General features: G+C 41.0%; 15 protein-coding genes and 1 other RNA gene. 7 read left to right on the top strand and 9 right to left on the bottom strand.

All coding sequences use genetic code 11. The features are described 5' to 3' along the window. Positions 1-142: 142 nt before the first annotated feature. The 3 genes from KIT27_07665 to accD are packed head-to-tail and all read right to left on the bottom strand — an operon-like array spanning position 143 to position 2,880. On the bottom strand, positions 143-772 hold the full coding sequence (locus KIT27_07665) for a CvpA family protein (protein ID MCW5589528.1): 630 nt from the start codon (positions 770-772) through the stop codon (positions 143-145). After that, positions 753-2,012 carry a hypothetical protein gene (locus KIT27_07660; protein ID MCW5589527.1) on the bottom strand — a complete coding sequence of 420 codons (1,260 nt, stop codon included), beginning with the start codon at positions 2,010-2,012 and terminating at the stop codon, positions 753-755. The genes KIT27_07665 and KIT27_07660 overlap by 20 nt, the downstream gene beginning before the upstream one ends. Continuing rightward, on the bottom strand, positions 1,996-2,880 hold the full coding sequence (gene accD / locus KIT27_07655) for an acetyl-CoA carboxylase, carboxyltransferase subunit beta (GenBank protein ID MCW5589526.1): 885 nt from the start codon (positions 2,878-2,880) through the stop codon (positions 1,996-1,998). Before accD ends, KIT27_07660 begins: the two co-directional genes overlap by 17 nt. A gap of 140 nt (positions 2,881-3,020) precedes the next feature. Here accD and hmgA point away from each other — a divergent pair, with 140 nt between their 5' ends. Continuing rightward, complete coding sequence (gene hmgA / locus KIT27_07650; GenBank protein ID MCW5589525.1) at positions 3,021-4,310, top strand: homogentisate 1,2-dioxygenase; 1,290 nt, start codon at positions 3,021-3,023, stop codon at positions 4,308-4,310. A 28-nt stretch (positions 4,311-4,338) separates the two neighbouring features. Here hmgA and KIT27_07645 read toward each other — a convergent pair whose 3' ends face one another. Both KIT27_07645 and KIT27_07640 read right to left on the bottom strand, forming a co-directional pair. Beyond that, entirely contained in the window at positions 4,339-5,097 is a 759-nt protein-coding gene (locus tag KIT27_07645) for an endonuclease/exonuclease/phosphatase family protein (GenBank protein ID MCW5589524.1), read from the bottom strand. 103 nt (positions 5,098-5,200) lie between these two features. Beyond that, a complete protein-coding gene (locus KIT27_07640; protein MCW5589523.1) occupies positions 5,201-5,572 on the bottom strand; it encodes a hypothetical protein in 372 nt (123 codons plus the stop codon). Between the two features lie 258 nt (positions 5,573-5,830). On the opposite strand from KIT27_07640, the gene dapD reads away from it, so the two are divergent. After that, positions 5,831-6,655 (top strand): 2,3,4,5-tetrahydropyridine-2,6-dicarboxylate N-succinyltransferase, encoded by an 825-nt coding sequence (gene dapD, locus KIT27_07635; protein ID MCW5589522.1) that lies wholly within the window; start codon positions 5,831-5,833, stop codon positions 6,653-6,655. Here dapD and KIT27_07630 read toward each other — a convergent pair. Continuing rightward, positions 6,652-7,134, bottom strand: coding sequence for a YajQ family cyclic di-GMP-binding protein (locus tag KIT27_07630; GenBank protein MCW5589521.1), 483 nt, complete (start codon positions 7,132-7,134; stop codon positions 6,652-6,654). The genes dapD and KIT27_07630 overlap by 4 nt on opposite strands. 94 nt (positions 7,135-7,228) lie before the next feature. On the opposite strand from KIT27_07630, the gene dapE reads away from it, so the two are divergent. Beyond that, positions 7,229-8,356: a succinyl-diaminopimelate desuccinylase gene (gene dapE, locus KIT27_07625; protein MCW5589520.1), complete on the top strand. Its 1,128-nt coding sequence runs from the start codon at positions 7,229-7,231 to the stop codon at positions 8,354-8,356. Positions 8,357-8,432: 76 nt separating this feature from the next. On the opposite strand, the gene KIT27_07620 is transcribed toward dapE, so the two are convergent. Together KIT27_07620 and KIT27_07615 are read right to left on the bottom strand one after the other, a co-directional pair. Next, positions 8,433-8,891, bottom strand: coding sequence for a hypothetical protein (locus tag KIT27_07620; protein ID MCW5589519.1), 459 nt, complete (start codon positions 8,889-8,891; stop codon positions 8,433-8,435). A gap of 18 nt (positions 8,892-8,909) precedes the next feature. Continuing rightward, positions 8,910-9,356 carry a hypothetical protein gene (locus KIT27_07615; GenBank protein MCW5589518.1) on the bottom strand — a complete coding sequence of 149 codons (447 nt, stop codon included), beginning with the start codon at positions 9,354-9,356 and terminating at the stop codon, positions 8,910-8,912. A gap of 270 nt (positions 9,357-9,626) precedes the next feature. On the opposite strand from KIT27_07615, the gene ffs reads away from it, so the two are divergent. The 4 genes from ffs to recR all read left to right on the top strand — a co-directional run bounded on the left by ffs (position 9,627) and on the right by recR (position 12,318). Beyond that, positions 9,627-9,723, top strand: an RNA gene (ffs, locus tag KIT27_07610) — signal recognition particle sRNA small type. Between the two features lie 28 nt (positions 9,724-9,751). After that, positions 9,752-11,329: a DNA polymerase III subunit gamma/tau gene (gene dnaX / locus KIT27_07605; GenBank protein MCW5589517.1), complete on the top strand. Its 1,578-nt coding sequence runs from the start codon at positions 9,752-9,754 to the stop codon at positions 11,327-11,329. Between the two features lie 36 nt (positions 11,330-11,365). Continuing rightward, positions 11,366-11,716, top strand: coding sequence for a YbaB/EbfC family nucleoid-associated protein (locus KIT27_07600; GenBank protein MCW5589516.1), 351 nt, complete (start codon positions 11,366-11,368; stop codon positions 11,714-11,716). Between the two features lie 2 nt (positions 11,717-11,718). Then, entirely contained in the window at positions 11,719-12,318 is a 600-nt protein-coding gene (recR, locus tag KIT27_07595) for a recombination mediator RecR (protein MCW5589515.1), read from the top strand. A 67-nt stretch (positions 12,319-12,385) separates the two neighbouring features. On the opposite strand, the gene KIT27_07590 is transcribed toward recR, so the two are convergent. After that, a complete protein-coding gene (locus tag KIT27_07590) occupies positions 12,386-15,523 on the bottom strand; it encodes a hypothetical protein (protein MCW5589514.1) in 3,138 nt (1,045 codons plus the stop codon). Positions 15,524-15,840: the final 317 nt, after the last annotated feature.

Genomic DNA, 15,840 nt, shown 5'->3' with positions numbered 1-15,840 from the left:
TGAAGGTAATGAAATACCCTGATTTTGTTTTTTACCCTAGAAAGGATTAGTGGTAGCGATATTGATATATATCTAACGCACTTCAAGATGCGGTGAGCATCTTGAAGTGCCACTCTACGATTAGTGTCAACCATCCCCCACCTTATGGTGTAACAACGTTTGGAGTATTGGGCGCTGATGGCTTTGTGGGATTAAGTTTAGTGGCTGCATCATCAATTTGCTGATCGGATTTTTTCGCTGGCGTTTCCGTGTCATCGTCGTTGGTTTGAGGTTGTAAATATTTTTGCATTGATGCAGGAATTAAATCGTGGATCCATTTCACTAACCACGTAAATTGACTCGGTAATTGTGCTTTACTATACCAAGTTTGTTGGGTGATTGGCGTTAAATTAACAAATAATAAAACAATAGCCACCACTAAAATCCCGCGAACAAAACCAAAAATTAATCCCATAATGCGATCGGTTCCACCCAGTCCGGTTTTATGAACGGCTGTCGAAATAATAAAATTAATTAACCCGCCGACAATTAATACGGCGACAAAAATACCGGCAAAAGCCAATGCTTCACGCAGAGAAGGATTTTTAACGTGATCGCCAATCCAATCGGTGGCAATGTGATTAGAAAATTGAAATGCTAACCAAAACGCTAAAATCCACACTACTAATGATAAACCTTCACGCACAAAACCGCGGAATATGCCGACTAAGGTGGATAAACCAATTAATCCGATAATTGACCAATCTACCCAATTAAATGCCATGATATCCACTGAATGTCTCCTTGCGTTCGCCGTTACGTGTAATGAATTTAATGACCTCTCCCGCCGTAATAAATGAACCGAATACGATAATCGTTCCTGAAGAGCGGCACGCACCTTGATAGGCGCTGGTCACGCTATTATAAACAACAATATTTCTGACACCTAGATCTATTAATAAATTCTCTAATTCGCCAACATCGATCCCTCGATCAGTCCCTAACGGGGCAATATGCCAGTCGTGGATCAAGGGAATAAGCGGTTGCACACACTCTGCTACCGCTTTATCTTTAGCAATAGCCAACACGGCATTTGCCGGTAAAAACGCTTGAATTTCATTCGCTAAAGACGCACAGGCTTGTGGATTATGCGCGACATCGATTAACGTTGGCTGAGGCTTAGCATAAAACTCTAAACGCCCACGCAATTGAATGTGCTCGAGGGCACGATGGGCAAGCAGAGGCAGTTGTTGTGGAAATAATACATCAAACGCCATGAATGCCGTAGCCGCATTATTTAATTTAATCTTAGGCAAACTCAAATGACTGAGTTGAATATGGTGATTACCCCACTCCCAATAATCAGTGCCGCGTGAAAAATAATAATCTCTCTGAATTTGATATAATGCTAAATTTAATTCATGACATTTTTTTTCTACCTGCGCTGGCAAATCGATTTCACCGCACACTAGAGGTTTATGCGCGCGCCCAATACCAATTTTTTCTAAACCGATGGCTTGACGCGTATTGCCTAAAATAGCTTGATGATCGAGCGCGATATTCGTTAACACCGCCACATCGGCATCGATAATATTACACGCATCTAAACGTCCACCAACGCCTACCTCTAAAACTATCACGTCCAACGACTGGGTTTGAAAAATCATTAATGCGGCAATGGTCACGGCATCAAATAGCGAGGGGGCTAAGTCCAATTCGTCAATCTTAGCAAAGGCCGTTAAAATAGTGCTTAATTCAATGGGAGTTTGATTAATACGAATGCGTTCGTTAAATTCGAGCAAATGTGGGGAGGTTAAACTTCCCACTCGTAACCCCGCACTCACACACAAACTTTCTAATAATGCGACTACACTACCTTTGCCATTGGTGCCAGTGACGGTAATAATTTTGGCCGTTTGTTCTAAGACATTAAAGGCGTCAACAAAGGGATCTAAACGCGATAAAGGTTGATTTAATGTGGTGTGTGTAGACCACTTGTGGTAATAATCGTTTAATTCAAGCAACGGTTTCATGTGACGCGTTAATCACTTGGTAAAAACAGAGTTTTCGTACGATTTCTGCAATTTTAGCACGCATCATTGTGCGATCAACGATCATGTCGATAGCACCATGCTCGAGTAAAAACTCACTACGCTGAAAACCCTCGGGTAAGGTTTGGCGAACGGTTTGTTCAATCACACGGGGACCTGCAAAGCCAATTAATGCTTTAGGTTCAGCAATAATAATATCGCCCAACATCGCCAGACTTGCCGATACGCCACCCATCGTCGGATCGGTTAATACGGAAATAAACGGAATGCCTTTTTTTTGTAACCGTTTTAAAATGGCTGCGGTTTTAGCCATTTGCATTAATGAAATGAGCGCTTCTTGCATGCGAGCGCCGCCACTGGCGGAAAAACACACCAATGGTGTGCGATTATCCAAACAATATTGCGCAGCTTGCACGAATTTTTCGCCGACTACTGCCCCCATCGATCCACCGATAAACGCATATTCAAACGCACAAGCGACCATCGGCTGACTTTCCAACAAGCCACGCATGACGACTAAGGCATCTTTTTCGCCGGTTTGTTTTTGCGCTTGCGAGAGTCTATCTTTATATTTTTTGGAATCTTTAAATTTTAATTTATCGATAGGTTCCACGTGTGCGGCAATTTCCTGATGAGTATTTTCATCTAAAAATAATTGCAATCGCGAACGGGCGCTGATGGGCAGGTGATGATTACACTTAGGGCAGACGCTAAAATTGCGTTCCAATTCGGCGCGATAGAGTATGGCATCGCATTGGGGACATTTCGTCCATAAGCCTTCCGGTACGCCTTTTTTTTGGGTGGCATCGGTGCGAATTCTAGAAGGAATTAATTTTTGAAACCAACTCATAATACCCTGGATCATCAATAACAAAGGCGCATTATAATCGAGTCTTTCAAGATAATAAACCTTCTTATTTCATGCGATTATCGACAGTCTTGCACCACCTCGATATACTGTTTTTTATTTGAGGCAGTTAAGGATTAATCATGAGCACTATCCAGTATCAAAGTGGCTTTCACAATCATTTTGCCAGCGAAGCACTCAAGGACGCTTTACCCCGTCAACAAAATAATCCGCAACAAGTACCCCTGGGACTGTATGCGGAACAATTAAGTGGTAGTGCTTTTACCCAAGCTTATCGAGAAAATTTTCGCACCTGGTTTTATCGTCTATTACCTTCTGTGGCGCAAGGGGAATTTAAATCCTTAGCTCATCCTCGATTAATTCCATCGCCATTTAATCACGAAGCCACCCCTAATCCTTTACGTTGGCAACCCCTACCTTATCCAGAAGAGCCGACGGATTTTTTAATGAGTCTCACGACTTATGCCGGCTGTGGTTCTGCGCACGCACGCAGTGGTGCCGCTATTCATTTATACAGTGCCACTGCCAATATGGAAAATACTTATTTTTATAATTCCGACGGCGAATTATTAATCGTACCGCAAGAAGGTTCATTACTCTTAAAAACCGAATGTGGCGATTTAAGCATTGCCCCCAGTGACATTGCGCTTATTCCACGAGGATTAAAATTTCAAGTCGATTTAATTGATAAAAAAGCACGTGGCTATGTGTTAGAAAATTTTGGTTTACCCTTTACCTTACCAGAGCCTGGGGTGATTGGTCCTAATGCCTTAGCCCAGGCACGTTTTTTTCAAGCACCCACGGCGCGTTATGAAAAAAAACACGGAAAATTTACGCTCATCACTAAATTTCAAGAACATTTATTCAGCGCAGAGATTGATCATAGTCCATTAGATGTGGTGGCTTGGCATGGCAATTTGGTTCCTTATAAATATGATCTTCGCAGTTTTTGCCCGATTAATTCAGTGCGATTTGATCATGTCGATCCTTCCATTGCCACCGTGTTAACATCACCGTCCTCTCACCCAGGCATTGCCAACATTGATTTTGTGATTTTTCCAGAACGTTGGCTCACTATGGAACATACCATGCGATTACCGTATTTTCATCGCAATATTATGAGTGAATTTATGGGATTAATTACCGGCCATTACGATGCCAAACACGGGGGATTTGTACCCGGTGGAGCGAGTCTCCATAATTGCATGACACCGCATGGGCCCGATCAATCTTCTTATGAACACGCCATTACCGCCGCATTAAAACCGCAATATTATCAGCATACCTTAGCATTTATGTTTGAAAGTCAAAGTGTGTGGGTGCCAACACCTCTGGCTTTGGAGGCCTCCCATCGCGATAAAAATTATCAAACGTGTTGGCAAGGATTTAAAAGTACAACAAATGTTGGGTAAATCAATAATAGGTCATGTTTAGTTTAAATCATAGTAAACGGAATTTTGTATAGAGTGGTAAGTGATCGGATAATTTATACCAAGGTGCTTCATCTAAAGTTGCAGCTTCGAGTACGGTGAGTCCGCGATAATACACGCGATCTAAAGCAAATAATGGAAATACCGCGGGAAAGGTTTTGGCGTGTTTACCTAAGCATTGAAAATGAGCTTCTTGTAAATTTAAGGTTTCGTCGAAATAGGCGCGTATTGATCCTTTTAAATCATTCGAGTCGCCAGCAATAATTAACGGCGCATCTAGGGGTACGTGCGAATGTATACGCTCACTTAAAATTTGGATTTGTTGTTTGCGCGCTTTTTCGCGCAAGCCTAAATGAAAGCAAATCACGTGAATAGGCAAAGGATAATGTGGGATTTGAATAACACCGTGTAACAAACTGCGACTGAATTTTTTATTATTAACAAGATTAATATTTTCCCAGGACGTAAAAGGATATTTACTTAATATTGCATTCCCATGATGACCTGTTTGATAAATCGCATTTTTGGCATAAGCATAATGCGGCCACAGTTTATCGGCTAAATATTCAAACTGTGACTCCATTGGCCAATTTTCAATATTCGCTTGATGTTTTTGATGCTCGCCTTGCACTTCTTGTAAAAATACCACATCACAATTTAATTCATGCAAGGCATTGCGCATGCTTTGCAAATTAAATTGCCGAGCAATAAATCCAAAACCTTTATGAATATTAAAAGTGACGATAGTCAGTGATTTTTCCTGTGGCATGGTGTATGAATTAAAGTCTTTGGTAAATTGACTATATCATACTCCCTCCTAAAGAGGGAGTTTTTAACGAAATGACGCGGGCAAGCCATTCGTTATCAAAAGTCTATACACCTAAAGATTGTAAAATAAATGTTGTGGAATTTTTGATGGCAACTGGAATATTCTGCGGTATATCCATCTCGCGAATGAGGGCGGAATTTTTTTCATGTTTCATCGCCAGCATTAATTCTTCACGAGAAATAATCGTTTGATGTGAATATAAAGTATAATGAATAACGGTTTCATACTGAATTTCACGGATCAAAATAAATTCTTCTATTCTATGAATGTGATTACCAAGCTCGGTCGCTGTGGAATAATAGTGAGAAAATTGCTGACAAAATTCTTCTAATATTTTTAAAAATGAATTTTTTTGGCGCGTTGCTGTTGTGGTATTTTGATTATTTTCGGCAATTTCTAATAATATTTTATACATGTTAATGTTACCTGGGTGTTTTTTTTATTAGTGTGACACAAGTCCTTTATCCATAACGAGCGCTCTCGCCACTGAATAACGTACGCGTGCTTGCAGAATTTTTGTGAGAAAAAGTTAATTACCTCAGTCGCAAAATCGCCATGAATAAATTTTAAGCACAAATTGTCGTTGATTAACTCACGTAATTTATTGTATTTTTTTATCACTTACGCTAATCTTTGCCCATTCTTGAACCGAAAATGACGATGGGAAATCTTCATGACCACGCTACAAACCATTATCGAAACCGCCTTTGCACAACGCCAGCAACTCACTCCTCAGCACTGTGATTTAGAATTAATGCAATCCATTTTGCAAGTCATCGCGCAATTGGATTCTGGCGAATTACGCATCGCGGAAAAAATTGACGGTCAATGGCGAGTGCATGAATGGTTAAAAAAAGCGGTATTACTGTATTTTAAAGTCATGAACAATGACATTTATCGTCTCGGAGATCTGCAATGTTTTGATAAAGTCCCACTTAAATTCCAACATTACGATCAACAACGATTTAACGCAGAAAAAATTCGGGTGGTACCTCATGCTGTCGTACGTCATGGTGCATTTGTGGGGAATCATACCGTACTCATGCCGAGTTATATTAATATCGGGGCTTACGTCGATAGCGGTTGCATGATTGATACCTGGGCGACAGTAGGCTCATGTGCGCAAATCGGTAAAAATGTTCATTTATCGGGAGGTGCAGGTATTGGTGGCGTCTTAGAACCCCTGCAAGCCAATCCCACCATCATTGAAGATAACGTCTTTATTGGCGCACGCAGTGAAATTGTGGAAGGTGTCATTGTGGAAGAAAATAGTGTGATTGCCATGGGTACGTTTATTGGTCAAAGCACCCGCATTTACGATCGCGCCACGGGCGAGACGTATTTTGGTCGAGTACCTGCCGGCAGTGTAGTGGTTCCAGGCAGTTTACCGGCAAAAAATGGCGCGTATTCATTGAATTGCGCTATTATTGTTAAAACAGTCGATGAACAAACCCGCCGAAAAACCGCCATTAATGAATTGTTACGCGGTTATGATTAGTCGCGAAAATTATTAAATTGCAATGGCAATAAAAATTCAGTTTTTTTAATAAGAGCAATGGTTGCTTGTAAATCATCGCGATTTTTGCCAGTTACCCGCACCTGCTCACCCTGAACACTGGCTTGCACTTTGATTTTACTGTCTTTAATGACCTTGATAATTTTTTTAGCCACCTCTCGATCAATACCTTGGCGTACCGTGATTTCTTGACGCGCTTCATTTAAACTGATTTTTATTTCTTTGGCCTCTAATGCCGTGATATCAATTCCGCGTTTCGTTAATTTTAATTTTAAAATATCATCCATTTGTTTAAGTTGAAAATCATTTTCCGCCTTAAGCCAAATGGTATTTTCAGTCAGTTCAAAGGTGGCATTCACGCCCTTAAAATCAAAACGATTGGTGATTTCCCGATTCGCTTGATCGAGCGCATTACTTAATTCATGTTTATCCACTTCAGAAACAATATCAAATGATGGCATAGCTTTTCCTAAATGACGTTTTTGATCTATGATGTGCTTTTAATGCGAAGTCGAGTAAGCTAAGCCCTCACCACGCAACCCAGTAGGAAATATTATGAGTGCGACCCTGGAATTATTGCAACAATTAATTCGCATCGATTCGATTACCCCTCACGATAAAGGCTGCCAACTTATTTTAGCCGAACGCTTACGTCAATTAAATTTCACCGTAGAATCTTTAAAATTTAATGAGGTCGATAATTTATGGGCGACTCAAGGTGAGAATGGTCGCTTGTTGGTATTTGTTGGCCACACCGATGTCGTACCCCCAGGACCACTTGAAAAGTGGACCTATCCACCCTTTACGCCAACCCTCGCGGATGGCAAACTTTATGGAAGAGGCAGTGCCGATATGAAAAGTGGTATCGCGGCGTTTATCACTGCTCTCGAGCGCTACCTGCGCCAACATCCTCATCATCACGGACGCATTGGCGTATTGATAACGAGCGATGAAGAAGGTCCCAGCATCGATGGCGTAAAGCGTGTCGCTCATTATTTAGCACAACGTAAAATACATATTGACTATTGTTTAGTTGGCGAAGCCACCTGCGAAGATTACTTAGGCGACACCATTAAAATCGGTCGACGTGGCACGTTATCGGCAACCCTCACCATTCACGGCAAACAAGGCCATGTGGCCTACCCTTCACGCGCACTCAACCCCATTCACCAAGCGAGTTCCTGGCTTGCGGAATTATGTGGAAAAAAATGGGACGATGGCTTTAAAGCATTTCCCCCCACCAGTTTTCAAATCTCCAATATTCATGCGGGTACCGGTGCGAATAATATTATCCCAGGAGAGTTAATGATTACGTTTAATTTTCGTTTTTCACCGGCTTTTACTCATTTAGAGTTACAGCAAATAGTCGAATCACTGTTACAACGTCATCAATTAAATTATGACATTGAATGGCATTTGGGAGGAGAGCCGTATTTTACGGAAGCGGGCAATTTGATCATGCAGGCAACCACGGCGATTCAGTCTGTCTTAAACATCACCCCTACGCTTTCAACTACGGGCGGCACCTCCGATGGGCGTTTTATTGCGCCACTGGGCGCGGAAGTGATTGAGTTTGGCCCGATTAATCACAGTATTCATCAAATCGATGAGCATGTGAAAGTGGATGATCTAGAACGTTTAAGCACGGTCTATGAAACTATTCTGCAACGTTTATTTTCGTGATCCTTCCCAAGCTTATTTTACGGTCATCCCTGGAATTCAGGGGATGACCGTTTAATAACTGCTGAACGTATCTGTCTTATCGGTGTGGTGGAGGTGGCGGACTCACGTAGGTAGTTGAGCTCGATCCTGAACGCGGGGGTGGCGGTGGACTGACGTAAGTGGTAGAACTTGAACGCGACGGTGGCGGTGGGCTTACGTAAGTAGTAGAACTTGAGCGAGACGGCGGTGGCGGACTCACATACGTCGTTGAACTCGAATATGACCGAGGCGGTGGCGGCGGACTCACATAAGTCGTCGAACTCGAATACGACCGAGGTGGTGGAGGACTGACGTAAACCGTCGAGCTTGAATATTCACGATGCCGGTGCCAATGTCGAGGGATAACATAAGTCACCGATGAAGAATAATAGGGCGGCGGCGGGCTGATATACGTGGTGGTAGTACTGTAGCTATCGGGAAAATCATAGCTATCGAGATCACATCCTGCTAGTAATAAAGTGCCCAAAGTCACTAATAAAGCTAACCCAATTTTCATAATTAGTTTTTCCTTAGGTTATTGTTTTTTCAAGTGTGGAGGTAATGCGCTAACATAATGTTGCGTCACACCAACCATAGCACCATTGGCCGCATTGCAAGTGACGTTTGTGACATATTGATTGTTATCAATTAAGATGTTAACTGTCGCAAAAGCTATCCCGCCTTGAGTACAAATATCATGATCAAAAAAGCAATAAGCATTAGGTTGATAAGAATTATCACATAAAACAACACGAAGACTGTCTAATTGTGTGTTGAGATCGGTAGAATAAGGCGACTGATTTGGATACGCCGGATCTGCAGGAAGCTTAACAGGAGAAAATCCCGTAACATTTGCACTAATATCGTCATAGGGCGTGTTATTAACAATCTTCAACGGGCCAATATTATTCGTCGCCGCAAAACTACTTGCAGAAATTAACACACTGCACACGACACCTAATTTTAATATCAATTTTTTCATGGTTTTTCCTCGTTAATGAGTTGAGTATATTCAGACGTATCATACTGAAGTGCGAGATTAACCTGTTAGTACTTTTTTGTAAAAGTTTGGTGCGTATTTGTGAAACACTGTAACGAAATGATTACAACGCCACGAAGAGGCGAACATTTTCATTTTGCTTTGACAAAACACCACAAAAAGTTTGCAAAATGACGTAAAAACCGCTACATTCTCATCCCTCTCGCCAGCGAATGATGACATTCTTTATTTTCGAGTGTCATCCTTGGTGGCGAGTGGTCCCCGTGCAATGTTAACTTGCAAACCCCGCCAGGCCCGGAAGGGAGCAACGGTAGTGAGCTTAACCTGTGCAATGGTGTGGCTACTCGTTACTTTTTATTTTCAAGCGGAACGTTTTCATGAGTTACCGAGTTTTAGCGCGCAAATGGCGACCCCACGATTTTACTAGCTTAGTTGGGCAACACCATGTCACCCAGGCCTTAATCAATGCGCTTACCACCCAACAATTGCATCACGCTTATTTATTTTCAGGTACACGTGGCGTGGGTAAAACGACTCTCGCACGCATTCTTGCTAAATGTTTGAATTGTGAAACCGGCATCACCGCTACCCCCTGCAATGAGTGTAAAACGTGTCTAGAAATTAATGAAGGTCGATATATCGATTTAATCGAAGTCGATGCGGCATCACGCACCAAAGTTGAAGATACCCGCGAATTATTAGAAAATGTCCAATATTTACCAAGCCGTGGCCGCTTCAAAATTTATTTAATCGATGAAGTCCACATGCTCTCACAACACAGCTTTAATGCTTTATTAAAAACCCTAGAAGAACCTCCAGAACACGTTAAATTTTTATTAGCCACCACCGATCCCGAAAAAATTCCTATCACCGTATTATCACGTTGTTTGCAATTTAATTTAAAACCGCTGACTCCAGCAGAAATTAGCCAACAATTAGAATTTATTTTACACGCCGAACACATTGCCTATGAAGCAGAAGCCTTAACCTATTTAAGCCAGCGCGCAGAAGGCAGTTTACGCGATGCTTTGAGCCTGTTAGATCAAGCTATCGCCTACGGCAATGGCCAACTCACCACACCGTTAGTTACCGATATGCTGGGTATGTTAGTACGGGAAAATGTCGATGCCATCCTGCAAGCGATTATCGACAATCAACCGGCTGAATTAATGGCACTTAGCGATGCAATTTATCAACTCAATGGTAATTATAAAACGGCACTCACGCAACTGCTTGAATTGTTGCATCAAATCGCGCTTAAACAAGCTGTGAAAAATTATCAACCCATTAATGTTTTATCCACCAAGCTCGCAGCATTTGCTGCAACCATTTCACCATCCGATCTTCAACTTTATTATGAAATCCTAACGCTTTGCCAACAACATTTTAGTTTGGCACCCACCCCTAAAATTGCGTTTGAAATGGCATTATTACGTTTATTGCAATTTCGCCCCGCCCCACAAATTACTCATCGTCCTACACCAGAAACTGCTGTCACTGAACCCCATATCTCATCCACAGCAACAATAAAAAATTCCCTGCCCTCCTCCGTGGCTACGAATTTAGCGGATCATTGGCGCGCGCTTATTCCTCAACTTAACCTACGTGGCCCATTATTAGCATTAGCCCAGCATTGCGAATTTGTTCAGCAAGATAATCATCATTGGAAATTTCATTTGGATAAGACTCAAAAAATTTTATTAACCAGTAAGCAACAACAACGCTTGCAAGAAATATTAACAGAGCATTTGCAACAAAAAATTAGCATTTCAATTACCTGTGAGCAAGCAGCGCCGAAATCTCCGGCGAATCAACAACAGCAAGAACGTCATCAGCATCTGAAAAGCGCGACTGAATCTTTACAAAACAATCCTAACTTGCAACATTTTATCCAAGAATTCGATGCAAAAATACTGCCAGACTCTATAAAAATTGCTGAAGAAACGCTACAATAATTTTTTTATTCTTAAAACAGTCAAGAGGTCAACCTTATAATGAAACCTGATATCAAACAACTCATGGAACAAGCGCAGAAAATGCAGCAGAACATGCAAAAAGCGCAACAAGAATTAGCGGCTATGCTCATCACCGGTCAAGCGGGCGGTGGTTTAGTGAAAGTGGTGATGAATGGTCGTCACGAAGCCAAATCGTGTCACATTGATTATAGTTTAATGGATGATGATAAAGACGTATTAGAAGATTTAATTGTTGCCGCCATCAACGATGCCGTCAATCAAATCGAAAAACGTTCACAAGAAAAAATTGTCGATCTGACTTCTGGATTAGAATTACCCGCGGAATTCAAAATCCCTGGGGCGGATGATTCTGGTCGCGATAATTAAGCGTGAATTTCAGTCCCTTACTCGACGAATTCATTACTGCGTTGCGCTGCTTACCTGGGGTTGGCCCAAAATCAGCGCAACGCATCGCGTTTTCGTTATTGCAACAGCATAAAGAACAAGGGTTGCAACTCGCCCACATCATGCAACGCGCCTTAAACACCATTCAACATTGTCAACAATGCCGCACTTTTTCAGAAAAACCGCTCTGCGATTTATGCACTAACCCCAAACGTCAAGCCGATATTTTATGTATTGTCGAGTCACCTATCGATATTCTGATGTTTGAGCAAACCTCGCAATTTCACGGACACTATTTTGTCTTGTTAGGTCATTTATCCCCTCTCGATGGTATTGGTCCTGCCGATTTAGGCATCGACGTATTATTACCACGCTTGCAATCCAACACGTTAAGCGAAATTATTATTGCCACCAATCCCACCGTGGAAGGCGAAGCCACTGCGCATTATCTTTTGCAAGTAATACGCCCGTTTCACATTAAAACTTCTCGCCTGGCTCACGGTGTGCCAATGGGGGGAGAATTAGAATATATCGATAACTACACCTTAACCCACGCCTTGCTGGCGCGCAAAGAAATGGTTTAAGCGCGATTCTAAACGTTATGTTAAAGAGGTGGAATGTGTGTCAAAAATTATCGTGGATCAATCGGTATTAAGCAGCGACAGCAGCAAGCGAATTGCAAATCAATGAATTTCGATCTTCATCACCCATTGAAATTGAATTTCCTGTAAAATAACAATTATTCGGTAATTTCCCACTAGGTTGAAATAAACTTTCTGCGGCTCTTGGCGACCAAGCGCGTGATGTTATATTTTTAGGTGAATCTTGGGAATTCGCATTTTGTTGATTTTTGATAAAAAATGAATAGCGGTTTACAGAACTTGCTTTTTCGTTTTCAGATGATGAAAAATTTTTAGTGATGGATAAATTATCTGCTTCTGCTGGTACAGGCGTTAAAGAAGTAGATGCGTTGGTGGTGAGTGATGAGTGTTGCAAAGGGTTTTTTGCAGCATGCAGATTTTGACTTGAACTATCGGATGCTGTTGATTGAGCTTCTTGAACTTGTTGATTTTCAGCCAATCTTTTGGTGAAACATTCTTGCTGTTCTTGCTGTTGTTGCTGCGCTTTAGATAAATTTTGAGGCGTTACTCCTTGCACTTCATTATTTTCTGCAATACTTGTTTGTTGTTCAGCACGTTGCTTAACAAATCCTTTATAAGATTCATGATTAAATTCAAAAGCTTCATTCGTAGGTTGATGATTTAAATTTCCTATCGCTTTAGGGATCTCTTCTCGCGCACCCCGCATATAAAAGAAAATCATCCCAATAAAAGTTAAAGCAGATATCACAATATTACCAATGCGCTTAAACGCCGACTCAAAGCCACTTTGAATAATACCCTTGAAAGTACCAAAGGCTTCTAATGCAGAAGAACCCACTGCAATGACTAATCCCAAAAAAGCCCCAATTTTTTGGCCTACCGAATATTTTTTATCGAGCGATTGATAAAAACAATACATAGCGATTAAAAACGTTATTCCCAATGCTGCCCAACCAACCGGCGAACTGGCATAAAACATCGATAATACTACTAAATTCAAACTCAGTGAAAAAACATCGCCATAGGAAAGCACAAAGGATGTTTTTTTACTCTTTGGATTTTTGCAATGCTGCCAATAACGCCAAACTAACGAACCTAGACTGAAAACGATCCCGGCAACCGGCACAATCCATCCTGCCATATGAGTGAGATGGGTAACATGCGTAAGACCATGCGCAATTTGATGAATTAAAAAGGTATCGGGGTATTGTCGATAGCACAGACCAAAAAATCCAATAGCGCTTGCAAGCAACGTTTTCCAAGTATAATCGCTTTGCGCATTATCTTTATCCTCGGCATTTTGCTCTGAGGCTTTATAATTTAATTTGCGTTGAATTGAGTCGCTCATCAATAATAATGAACCAAGAGTCGAAATAATTAATAAGAAAATCATTACCGGCATCGGTGCAGCGCTTAAAGATAATTTGATGAGTGACATATTGCCAATCACCACGCAAAGCGCCAGTAATGCAATAATCAGTAAATTCTTTTTTTTATTTTCGACATTGGAATTGCGAAAATAATCAAAACCCTGATCCAAATGCCGCCCACAATTACCCGCCTGATCCATGACTTTCGGAACAGAAAAATAAAGATTGGTCACAAACGCTGCTAATGCGCAAAGAATTAATAAGCCAATGATCAGCGGATGCGGAACGACACTCAGACGAAAAATAGTGCTTAAAATCCAGTGTAAACTGTGTTGGCCAAAAAAATACGCCTCGGCTGAAAATGATAACGCAGAAATTACACCACCGATGGCAGCTCCTGTTCTAAAGCGTTTTTCCCATTTTTGCCGTCCAAATTTTGCTGCAATCATCAAGCGTTGTTGACGTCGGGCGTGGATATAGCGATTTATTTCCTGGTTATTTTCAGTTTGCTGTTTAAAATAGCGTGCAACTTGCTCATCGTATTTTTGATAGTCAATTTCCTTTTTTAATGCATTAATTAAGTCTTTTTTAAATTGCGCCTCATCAAGTCCGGGTAGTTTTTCTCTGGCTCTGGTAATTTCAATTTGCAAGGAATGTTTCAGGCGCTCTTTATTCGAGCATGAGCGGGGCGACGAGGATTGCGAGTTTAAATCTTCAAGCTCATTAATCATTTCCTTAATATCGTCAAGCTTAACACCACGCGCGATTTTTTTATTTATTAATAGCAATAAATAATAAAAGGATTGGTGGAGTAGTTGTTGATAACGAAAATTATTGGCATCAATTGTATAAAAGCGATTTCTTGCAAACTCCAGATTTCCCCCATCCACTAAAATATTATCGTTTAAATTTTCATTAAATATTTTAGCATGCCCTTCATAACTTAACTGATCTGTATTTTTAATTTTTGGTTTTAGTAACTGCTCTCTTAAGTAGAGAATGTCCTGACGGTATTTGCTGAGATCTCCAGACGATGAATTTTTAAAGTAATCATCATTAATATCATTTTTATTTTTAAATTGCTCAAATAGCTGTTCACGAAGCTTTGCACGATAAAGCACAAAATAAATCAAAGCCTCGCCAGACAAACGTAGATTTTCAGCCTCAGAAATATCGCATAATAATGCTAAATATTCCCAATGTAAAACCGATTGAATTAAATAGTCTTGCGCATGTAACAATTTTTTCTTAAGGTTTTTTTGGCTATTTTCACCATGAGATAAAATAAATTCTTTAAGTTTATGCGCCTCTTGATAGGTAAATGAAATACTTTTCCAACCTTCCTGCTCCAAGTCAATCTGTTGAATTCTTTGATTGAGTTGAATTAACTCAGGATCGTCTAGCAGTGAGGAGACACTAAAAAGCTGCTGGAGGGCTTTTACATTTTCCTTGGAAAAATTGACAAGCTCAAAAAAGTTGCAATAACGCAAATGATCGCGCTCATAAATATCAATCCCCCCCAAATCTTTAATCGTATCTTTAACTCCCAAAAAAATCATGGAGATGGGTTTGGAATATTGAATTATCGGCTGAGTAAAAAGTTGCAACGGTAAACTAACAGTGCTATGAATATCGCCACTTTTAAAATGAGAACCTGAGATACTGTTCAGTATTTTGGTGATGCTTAACACCGTAGCCACCGAAAAACAGGCTGTGCGATAAATACGATTGCCGAGTAAAAATCGGTCAATATCACGTTGACGCTCTTGATCGTTACCAGCGGCAAAGCCATTCCGTGAAATATAAGAGAGGATCATGATTGCACGCGGTATAGGAGGACTAGCAAGCCAATCAGCATGTTTAAGACGAGATATCGCTGCATCACAGAGTCACGGCAAAAAATGCTTAAGAAAGAATTATAATCAATTTTCTTCATTCGGAAGGCATCCCGAATTGGCTCACTTTTGATGGCCGCGATTATATCCAAACTCTTCCCAAAAAGCACCCTATTTTCAATATTTTTTTTGTAGCCTGGCGTAGCCTGGAACGAAGCGCAGCTGTAGCCTGGAACGCAGCGCAGCGGAGATCCAGGATCGAGGTTTTTTTAATATTCTGATCCTGGATCTCCGCTGCG

It is taken from the genome of Legionellales bacterium, from assembly GCA_026125385.1.
In the GTDB taxonomy this organism is placed as follows: domain Bacteria; phylum Pseudomonadota; class Gammaproteobacteria; order JAHCLG01; family JAHCLG01; genus JAHCLG01.
This window is presented reverse-complemented; position numbering and strand designations above follow the sequence as displayed.